At 65.5% G+C, this 8914-nt stretch carries 8 protein-coding genes, 1 tRNA gene and 1 pseudogene; 8 read left to right on the top strand and 2 right to left on the bottom strand.

Annotation, left to right across the window (positions count from 1 at the left end; translation table 11 throughout):
- Positions 1–1279: pseudogene (locus ACTRWB_RS20905) on the bottom strand (NAD(P)/FAD-dependent oxidoreductase); the annotation flags it as partial.
- Positions 1280–1457: 178 nt separating this feature from the next.
- Here ACTRWB_RS20905 and ACTRWB_RS20900 point away from each other — a divergent pair.
- Both ACTRWB_RS20900 and ACTRWB_RS20895 read left to right on the top strand, forming a co-directional pair.
- The gene (locus tag ACTRWB_RS20900) at positions 1458–2234 is read left to right on the top strand and encodes an SDR family oxidoreductase (RefSeq protein WP_048244077.1); all 777 of its coding nucleotides are present in this window, start codon (positions 1458–1460) and stop codon (positions 2232–2234) included.
- A 32-nt stretch (positions 2235–2266) separates the two neighbouring features.
- A complete protein-coding gene (locus ACTRWB_RS20895; protein WP_048244075.1) occupies positions 2267–2707 on the top strand; it encodes an acyl-CoA thioesterase in 441 nt (146 codons plus the stop codon).
- Positions 2708–2804: 97 nt separating this feature from the next.
- Here ACTRWB_RS20895 and ACTRWB_RS20890 read toward each other — a convergent pair whose 3' ends face one another.
- On the bottom strand, positions 2805–3350 hold the full coding sequence (locus tag ACTRWB_RS20890; protein ID WP_048244073.1) for a LuxR C-terminal-related transcriptional regulator: 546 nt from the start codon (positions 3348–3350) through the stop codon (positions 2805–2807).
- Positions 3351–3572: 222 nt separating this feature from the next.
- Here ACTRWB_RS20890 and ACTRWB_RS20885 point away from each other — a divergent pair, with 222 nt between their 5' ends.
- From ACTRWB_RS20885 to ACTRWB_RS20860, 6 genes are all read left to right on the top strand, one after another.
- Positions 3573–4277 carry a CoA transferase subunit A gene (locus ACTRWB_RS20885; protein WP_011545238.1) on the top strand — a complete coding sequence of 235 codons (705 nt, stop codon included), beginning with the start codon at positions 3573–3575 and terminating at the stop codon, positions 4275–4277.
- A gap of 1 nt (position 4278) precedes the next feature.
- Positions 4279–4920, top strand: coding sequence for a CoA transferase subunit B (locus ACTRWB_RS20880; RefSeq protein ID WP_065500190.1), 642 nt, complete (start codon positions 4279–4281; stop codon positions 4918–4920).
- Between the two features lie 198 nt (positions 4921–5118).
- Positions 5119–6015, top strand: a complete 897-nt coding sequence (locus tag ACTRWB_RS20875; RefSeq protein ID WP_193098214.1) for an alpha/beta fold hydrolase — start codon at positions 5119–5121, stop codon at positions 6013–6015.
- An 80-nt stretch (positions 6016–6095) separates the two neighbouring features.
- Entirely contained in the window at positions 6096–6449 is a 354-nt protein-coding gene (locus ACTRWB_RS20870) for a RidA family protein (RefSeq protein WP_014897238.1), read from the top strand.
- A gap of 39 nt (positions 6450–6488) precedes the next feature.
- Complete coding sequence (locus ACTRWB_RS20865) at positions 6489–8723, top strand: RelA/SpoT family protein (protein ID WP_446903109.1); 2235 nt, start codon at positions 6489–6491, stop codon at positions 8721–8723.
- Positions 8724–8808: 85 nt separating this feature from the next.
- Positions 8809–8885: transfer RNA gene (locus tag ACTRWB_RS20860), tRNA-Val, on the top strand.
- The last annotated feature ends 29 nt before the right edge of the window (positions 8886–8914 follow it).

Below are 8914 nucleotides of genomic sequence, written 5' to 3'. Positions count from 1 at the left end.
TTGCGTGCGCGGTACAGCTCCGTGTACAGCCACGACTGCTTGAAGGCGTCCGGGTATGCGTTCAGTTCGTCCGACTGACGGCCGGCCTGCAGCGCGTCGAACGCGGCGTCGGCCGCCAGCATGCCGGTCTTGATCGCCGCGTGGCTGCCCTTGATCCGCGATGCGTTCAGGAAACCCGCGTCGTCGCCGATCAGCGCGCCGCCCGGGAACACCGTCTTCGGCAGCGACAGCAGCCCGCCCGCGGTGATCGCACGTGCGCCGTACGATACGCGCTTGCCGCCTTCCAGGAACGCGCGGATCGACGGGTGCGTCTTGTAGCGCTGGAATTCCTCGAACGGCGACAGGTACGGGTTCGTGTAGCCGAGGCCCACCACGAAGNGAACGCGCGGATCGACGGGTGCGTCTTGTAGCGCTGGAATTCCTCGAACGGCGACAGGTACGGGTTCGTGTAGCCGAGGCCGACCACGAAACCGACCACGACCTGGTTGTTGTCCATGTGATACAGGAACGAGCCGCCGTAGGTATCGGACTTCAGCGGCCAGCCGGCCGTGTGGATCACGAGGCCCGGCTTGTGCTTCGCGGGATCGATTTCCCACAGTTCCTTGATGCCGATCCCGTACGCCTGCGGCTCGGCGTTTGCGTCGAGCTTGAACTTCGAGATCAGCTGGCGGCCGAGGTGGCCGCGGCAGCCTTCGGCGAACAGCGTGTACTTCGCGTGCAGCTCCATGCCGAGCTGGAAGTTCTCGGTCGGCTCGCCGTCCTTGCCCACGCCCATGTTGCCGGTCGCGACACCCTTCACGGAGCCGTCGTCGTTGTACAGGATCTCGGCGGCCGGGAAGCCCGGGAAGATCTCGACGCCCAGCGCTTCGGCCTGCTGGCCGAGCCAGCGCGTGACGTTGCCCAGCGAAATGACGTAGTTGCCGTGGTTCTTGAAGTTCTCGGGCAGCGCCCAGTTCGGCGTCGTGACCGCGCTTTTCTCGGACAGGAACAGGAAGCGGTCTTCCGTCACCTCGACGTTCAGCGGCGCGCCCTGTTCCTTCCAGTCGGGGAACAGCTCGGTGATCGCGCGCGGGTCCATCACCGCGCCCGACAGGATGTGCGCGCCGATCTCGGAACCCTTCTCGAGCACGCACACGCCGATCTCGGTGCCTTTCTCGGCGGCCAGCTGCTTGAGCCGGATCGCCGCCGACAGCCCGGCGGGGCCGCCGCCGACGATCACGACGTCGTATTCCATCGATTCGCGCGGGCCGTATTGCTCGATGAGGCTTGCGGGGGTCATTGGCGTTCCTCTAACCGTTAGAATGCTTTTATTCGGGAGCGTATTGTCTGCGAAACGAAACGCTTGCCGCAACAGCATGCGGCTAGATTAGCACGATCGTTCTATTTTTGTGCTACGGTAATGCCGCGCGGGCCGTGCTGCCCGTGGCGGCGAAATGACATCGAAAGGGGATGTGCAAATGGGTCGATCGATCAATCTGGAAGGCAAGGTTGCGCTGGTCACGGGCGCGTCGAGCGGCCTTGGGCAGCGCTTTGCGCAGGTACTGTCGCAGGCCGGTGCGAAGGTCGTGCTCGCAAGCCGCCGCGTCGAACGCCTGAAGGAACTGCGTGCGGAAATCGAGGCGGCGGGCGGCGCCGCGCACGTCGTGTCGCTCGACGTCACCGACGTCCAGAGCATCAAGGCGGCGGTCGCGCACGCGGAGACGGAAGCCGGCACGATCGACATCCTCGTGAACAATTCGGGCGTTTCGACGATGCAGAAGCTCGTCGACGTGACGCCGGCCGATTTCGAGTTCGTGTTCGATACCAACACGCGCGGTGCATTTTTCGTCGCGCAGGAAGTCGCGAAGCGGATGATGATGCGCGCGAACGGCAACGGCAAGCCGCCGTACCGGATCATCAACATCGCGTCGGTGGCCGGGCTGCGCGCGTTCCCGCAGATCGGGCTGTATGCGATGAGCAAGTCCGCGGTCGTGCAGATGACGCGCGCGATGGCGCTCGAATGGGGACGCCACGGGATCAACGTCAACGCGATCTGTCCGGGCTATATCGATACCGAAATCAATCATTACCTGTGGGAAACCGAGCAGGGCCAGAAGCTGCAGTCGATGCTGCCGCGCCGGCGCGTCGGCAAGCCGCAGGATCTCGACGGGCTGTTGTTGCTGCTCGCGGCCGACGAGTCGCAGTTCATCAATGGCTCGATTATCTCCGCCGACGACGGCTTCGGCCTCGCCTGAGCGGATGACATTCAGCAATAAAGAAGACTGCAATGAGTGCAACAAGCGATTATTCACCCGTATTTGAGATGTCGATGCCGATCCGCTGGGGCGACATGGATGCGTTCGGCCACGTGAACAACACGGTCTATTTCCGTTATATGGAACAGGCGCGGATCTCGTGGTTCGAGGAGCTCGGCATTGCCGGCGGCAACGGCGAGGGACAGGGGCCCGTGATCGTCACGGCGTCGATGGAGTTTCTCAAGCAACTGCACTATCCGGGCGACGTGATCGCGAAGATGTCGGCCGCGAAACCGGGCCGAAGCAGCTTCGACACCGGTTTCGAGCTCACGCGCGCGGACGATCCGCAGCACGTCTATGCGCGCGGCAAGGCGCGTTGCGTATGGGTCGACTACGCGCTCGGCAAGTCGGTGCCGCTGCCGCAACTGCTGCGCGACACGATTGAGCGCGCGCTCGCGACGAAGATCGGGTGAGCGTCGACAGGGTGAGGCCGGCGCCGGTCACGCCCCATAACCATGGTTTCCCGAATCGGCCGCTTTACGCGGCCGATTGTCATCCGGGAACCGCCGTTCAGTGCCCAAGCAGGCGCTGCAGCAGCTCCGGCGTATTGTTCGTCCCGTATTTGCGCATCAGCCGTGCGCGGTAGATGTCGACCGTGCGCGAGCTGATGTCGAGCACGCGCCCGATCTGCTTGCTGGTCTTGCCGGTCGCGAGCTGCGCGGCGATCTCGCGTTCGCGCGGGGTCAGCTCGACGGCGACCCGGCGCGTCGCGCTCAAATCCTCGAAGGTCCAGACGCCGGCCGCGAGCGGCGCGGTGCGGTCGAGCGCGCGGCCCGTCACGTGGCACCAGAACAGCTCGCCGTCCGCCCGCTTCATGATTCTGTCATCCGAGTAGATGCCGTTCGCGGCCATCACGCGCGCGATACGCTCGCCGATTCGCTGGAATTCGTCCGTCGACGGGTAGAGCACCTCGTACGATTTCCCGATCAGGTCGGCCCGCGCGCAGCGGAAGATCGACGCGAGCGCGTCGTTGCAGTCCTCGATCACGCGATCGCGCGACAGGACGAGGCCGAGCGGCGCGAGGTGGAAGGCAGTCTGGTAATCGAGAGCGGGCATGGCGCAGGCAAGCGGAGGCAAACGCTTATGTATTTTTGCGTATTGTGCCGCATCCGCGCCGCATCGTACCCTTTCAGGCATCTCGCGGCGGTTTGCCGCGACATAAAAAAGCGCGCCTCGACGCAGGCATCGCCGTGCATGCATAGAATGATGCGGCGGGCTTGCGGGCCACGTGGGCGCGTGAACCGGTTTTGCTGGTTTCCATAGAGGAAGGGACAACAGATGAACAAAGTCTATCCAAGCGCGGCTGCCGCGCTGGAAGGGATCGTCCGCGACGGACAGACCTTCGCGGTGGGCGGCTTCGGCCTGTGCGGGATTCCGGAGGCGCTGATCGCGGCGTTGCGCGATTCGGCCGTCAAGGGCATCACCTGCATCAGCAACAACGCGGGCGTCGACGGTTTCGGCCTCGGCCTGCTGCTGGAAACGCGCCAGATCAAGAAAATGATCTCGTCGTACGTCGGCGAGAACAAGGAGTTCGAGCGCCAGTACCTGGCGGGCGAACTCGAGCTCGAATTCACGCCGCAAGGCACGCTCGCCGAAAAACTGCGCGCGGGCGGCGCGGGCATCCCCGCATTCTTCACGAATACTGGCTACGGCACCGTGATCGCGGAAGGCAAGGAAACGCGCCAGTTCGGCGATCGCCACTACGTGCTCGAGCCGTCACTGACGGCCGACGTCGCGCTCGTGAAGGCCTGGAAGGCCGACAAGTCCGGCAACCTGATCTATCGCCGCACCGCGCGCAACTTCAACCCGATGTGCGCGATGGCCGGCAAGATCACCGTGGTCGAGGTCGAGGAGATCGTCGAGAACGGCACACTCGATCCGGACCAGGTCCATACGCCGGGGATTTTCGTGCAGCGCATCGTGCTGAACGCGACGCCCGAAAAACGCATCGAACAACGCGTCGTACGCGCGAAAGGAGACTGACATGGCCTGGAATCGTGACCAGATGGCCGCGCGCGCGGCGAAGGAACTGCAGGACGGCTTCTACGTGAACCTCGGCATCGGCCTGCCGACGCTCGTCGCGAACCACGTGCCGGAAGGCGTCGAGGTGTGGCTGCAGTCGGAGAACGGCCTGCTCGGCATCGGCCCGTCGCCGACCGAAGACGAAGTCGACGCCGATCTCATCAACGCCGGCAAGCAGACCGTCACGACGCTGCCGGGTTCGTCGATCTTCTCGTCGGCCGACTCGTTCGCGATGATCCGCGGCGGCCACATCAACCTCGCGATCCTCGGTGCGATGCAGGTCAGCAAGCAGGGCGACCTCGCGAACTGGATGATCCCCGGCAAGATGATCAAGGGGATGGGCGGTGCGATGGACCTCGTCGCGGGCGTGAAGCGCGTCGTCGTGCTGATGGAGCATGTCGCAAAGGGCGACCAGCACAAGATCCTCGAAGAGTGCAACCTGCCGTTGACCGGTGTCGGTGTGGTCGACCTGATCATCACCGATCTCGGCGTGATCGAAGTGACGCCGGCCGGCCTGAAGGTCCTCGAGCTCGCCGACGGCGTGAGCGCCGACGAGATCCAGGCGAAGACGGGCGCGCCGCTCGACGTCAGCGCGGTCGCCTGAGTTCTCCGCGCGCAGGCGCGGTGTCGACGCCCCGCATGCCGGACGACGGCATGCGGGGCGTTTGTCATTACGCGGGACCGCGCCGCCTGCCCGGCGCCCGGTGGGCGGACCCGTGCGGCGGAAGCGGTTTACAATCGTTTGCATCGGGCGTCGCAACCGTTGTCCCGCGCGTCGCCCCCGTTCGACAGGATGCCAACGATGCCAACAATTCCAGCGAATCCCCCGGTTCCTCGCCAGCGGCGCGTGCAGTGTGCGAGCGTTGCCGGCCTGCACCACGTCGCTTATACCGAGTGGGGCGATCCCGCCAACCCGCGTGTGCTGGTCTGCGTGCATGGCCTGACCCGTTCCGGGCGTGATTTCGATCGGCTCGCCGCCGCGCTGTCCGATACGTATCGCGTCGTGTGCCCCGATGTCGTCGGGCGCGGCCAGTCCGACCGGCTGGCCGATCCGCGGCTCTACGCGATTCCGCAATACGTGGCCGACATGGTGACGCTGATCGCGCGGCTCGACGTCGAATCGGTCGACTGGTTCGGCACGTCGATGGGCGGCCTGATCGGCCTGGCGCTCGCGGGGCTGCCCGGTTCGCCGCTGCGCCGGATGATCGTCAACGACGTCGGCCCGCGCATCGAGCCTGATTCGCTGACGCGCATCGGCGAATATCTCGGCGTGCAGCCGCGCTTTGCGACCGAACAGGAGGGCATCGATTACCTGACGTCGCTGTCGTTGCCGTTCGGCGCGCTGACCGGCGACGAGTGGCGCGAGATCAACGGACCGCTGCTGCGCGAGTTGCCCGAAGGCGGCTGGACGATGCGCTACGATCCGCGCATCGCCGAACCGTTCAAGGCGACGACGCCCGAACTGGCCGCACTCGGCGAGGCGGCGCTGTGGCGCGCCATCGAGACGACGGACGCGTCGCTGCTCGTCGTGCGCGGCGAGACATCCGACCTGCTGTCGCGTGACACGGTGGCCGAAATGATGCGTCGCGGCCGGCATGTGACGCAGGTCGAGATTCCGGGTGCGGGTCACGCGCCGGCATTCATCAGCGCCGACCAGATAACGCTCGCGCGGCGGTTTTTCGTCGAAGGCGTCGCATAAACGCGTCATAATATGCGGTTCGGCGGCACGCGGGCCGTGTCGCCGTCCGATTCATCATCCACTCACGACCGGAACATTCCATGGCAGTCATTCGTCACCACGTCGGGGCCCGTCTCTCCGAAACCGCGATCCACAACGGTACCGTGTATCTGGCCGGCCAGATCGCCGAAGACACCACGCAGGACATCAAGGGCCAGACGCGCGAAGTGCTCGGCCACATCGATCGCCTGCTCGCCGAAGCGAACAGCGACAAGGCGCATCTGCTGTCGGTGCAGATCTACATCTCGGATCTGGCGAACTTCGAAGGCATGAATGCGGAGTGGGACGCGTGGGTCGCGCAAGGCAACACGCCGCCGCGCGCCACCGTCGAGGCAAAGCTCGCGGATCCGGCGCTGCTCGTCGAGATCGTGGTCGTCGCCGCCCAGCGGAGCTGAGCGTCGCTCGACGATGACCGTATTACGCCAGGCCGTGCAATGACCGAGTCCGTTTCCGCTTCCCCCGTTTCGGCACCGTCGTTCGACGACGTGCTCGCATTCGTGCGCGAGCGGGCCGGCGATGCACGCCTGTCGTCGGGCGAACTGCTCGCCGACCACTCGGCAGGCACGGCGTCGATCATGCGCACGCTGAACGTCGATCCGTCCGCGATGCAGGCCGCCGCGCTGTTCGTGCTGACGCCGCACCTGAGCGACCCCGAGCGCGAGCTGACCGAGCGTTTCGGCGACGAAGTGGCGCGGCTCGTGTCCGACGTGCGCAAGCTGTTGCGGCTCGGCACCGTCAGCCTGCGTGCCGCGCAGAATGCGGTGGCCGACGCGGGACGTGACGCAGCGGAAGAGCGGCGCACGCAGATCGAGGCGTTGCGCAAGATGCTGCTCGCGTTCGCGCAGGATATCCGCGTGGTGCTGATCCGGCTTGCGTCGCGGCTGCAGTCGCTGCGCTACTACGCGGCCGCGAAGATCGACCCGCCGCCCGACGTCGCGCGCGAGACGCTCGAGATCTATGCGCCGCTCGCGAACCGTCTCGGTATCTGGCAACTGAAGTGGGAGCTCGAGGATCTCGCGTTCCGCTTCGAGGATCCCGTCACCTACAAGCGGATCGCGAAACTGCTCGACGAAAAGCGCATCGAACGCGAGGCGTACGTCAGACAAGCGATCGAGCGGCTGCAGCATGAGCTGGCGGAAGCGCACATCCAGGCCGACGTGAGCGGCCGGCCGAAGCATATCTACAGCATCTGGCGCAAGATGCGCGGCAAGGAGCTCGATTTCGCCGAGCTGTACGACGTGCGCGCGTTCCGCGTGATCGTGCCCGACATCAAGGATTGCTACACGGTGCTCGGTATCGTGCATCACCTGTGGCAGCCGGTGCCGAAAGAGTTCGACGACTACATCTCGCGGCCGAAGCCGAACGGCTACAAGTCGCTGCATACGGTCGTGATCGGCGACGACGGCCGCGCGTTCGAAGTGCAGATCCGCACGCACGAGATGCACCGCTTCGCCGAGTACGGCGTTGCCGCGCACTGGCGCTACAAGGAGGCTGGCACGCGCGGCTACGGCGGCCAGTTCTCGGCGAGCGACAAATACGACGAGAAGATCGCGTGGCTGCGCCAGTTGCTCGCGTGGAAGGATGACGTCGAGGACGGCACCGAGGTGTCGGGCGACCAGGCGTGGGCGCAATTGCGCGAGACGTCGCTCGACGACGACCACATCTACGTGCTGACGCCGCAGGCGCGCGTGATCGCGTTGCCGCAGGGCGCGACGCCGGTCGATTTCGCGTACCACCTGCACAGCGAACTCGGCCATCGCTGCCGCGGCGCGCGCGTCGACGGCGTGATGGTGCCGCTGAATACGTCGCTCGCGAACGGCCAGACGGTCGAGATCGTCGCGGTGAAGGAGGGCGGGCCGTCGCGCGACTGGCTGAACCTGCAGCTCGGTTACCTGAAGAGTCCGCGCGCGCGGCAGAAGGTGCGTGCGTGGTTCAACTCGATCGAGCAGGAAGAAAACGTCGCGCATGGTCGGGCGCTCGTCGAAAAGACGCTGCAGCGCGAGGGCAAGACGTCGGTCAGCCTGGACAACCTCGCCGCGAAGCTCGGCTTCAAGTCGCCCGAGGAGTTGTTCTCGGTCGTCGGCAAGGAAGAGTTCAGTCTGCGCCACGTCGAGCACGCGCTGTCCGATGCGCCGCCGCCTGAACCGGCGCCCGAGGCGCCTGCCGATTTCGAGAAACGCAGCAGCGGCGCGAGCGTGGCGCACGGCGCGTCGACCGGCGTGCTGGTCGTGGGCGTCGACGCGCTGCTGACTCAGCTCGCGCGCTGCTGCCGTCCGGCGCCGCCCGATCCGATCAGCGGTTTCGTCACGCGCGGCAAGGGGATGTCGATCCACCGCACCGACTGCCCGACGTTTCGCCGGATGGTCGAGCGCGCGCCGGAACGCGTACTGCAGACGACCTGGTCGGCCGACGTGCTGGGCGGGCGCGGCGCGTCCGTCTATCCGGTCGACCTGATGATCGAGGCGAGCGACCGGCAGGGGTTGCTGCGCGACATCTCCGAAGTGTTCGCGCGCGAAAAGATGAACGTGGTCGGCGTGAAGACGCAAAGCCGTCGCAATGCGGCATTCATGCAGTTCACGGTCGAGGTGTCGAACTCGGCGCAGGTGCAGCGCGCCTGCACGCTGCTTGGCGAGGTGCAGGGCGTCGTGCGGGCGGGGCGGAAGGCATGATGGGGTTGGAACACGGTTATTTTGCTGCGACCGCATAAAAAGACTTGCCAAACGGACAGCAGCTCCATATAATTTCAGCTTCTCTAGGCTCGTAGCTCAGCTGGTTAGAGCACCACCTTGACATGGTGGGGGTCGTTGGTTCGAGTCCAATCGAGCCTACCAACGAATTGAGAATGCCCGGTTTCCGGGTA

The sequence above is a fragment of the Burkholderia sp. YIM B11467 genome (genome assembly GCF_052952715.1).
This window is presented reverse-complemented; position numbering and strand designations above follow the sequence as displayed.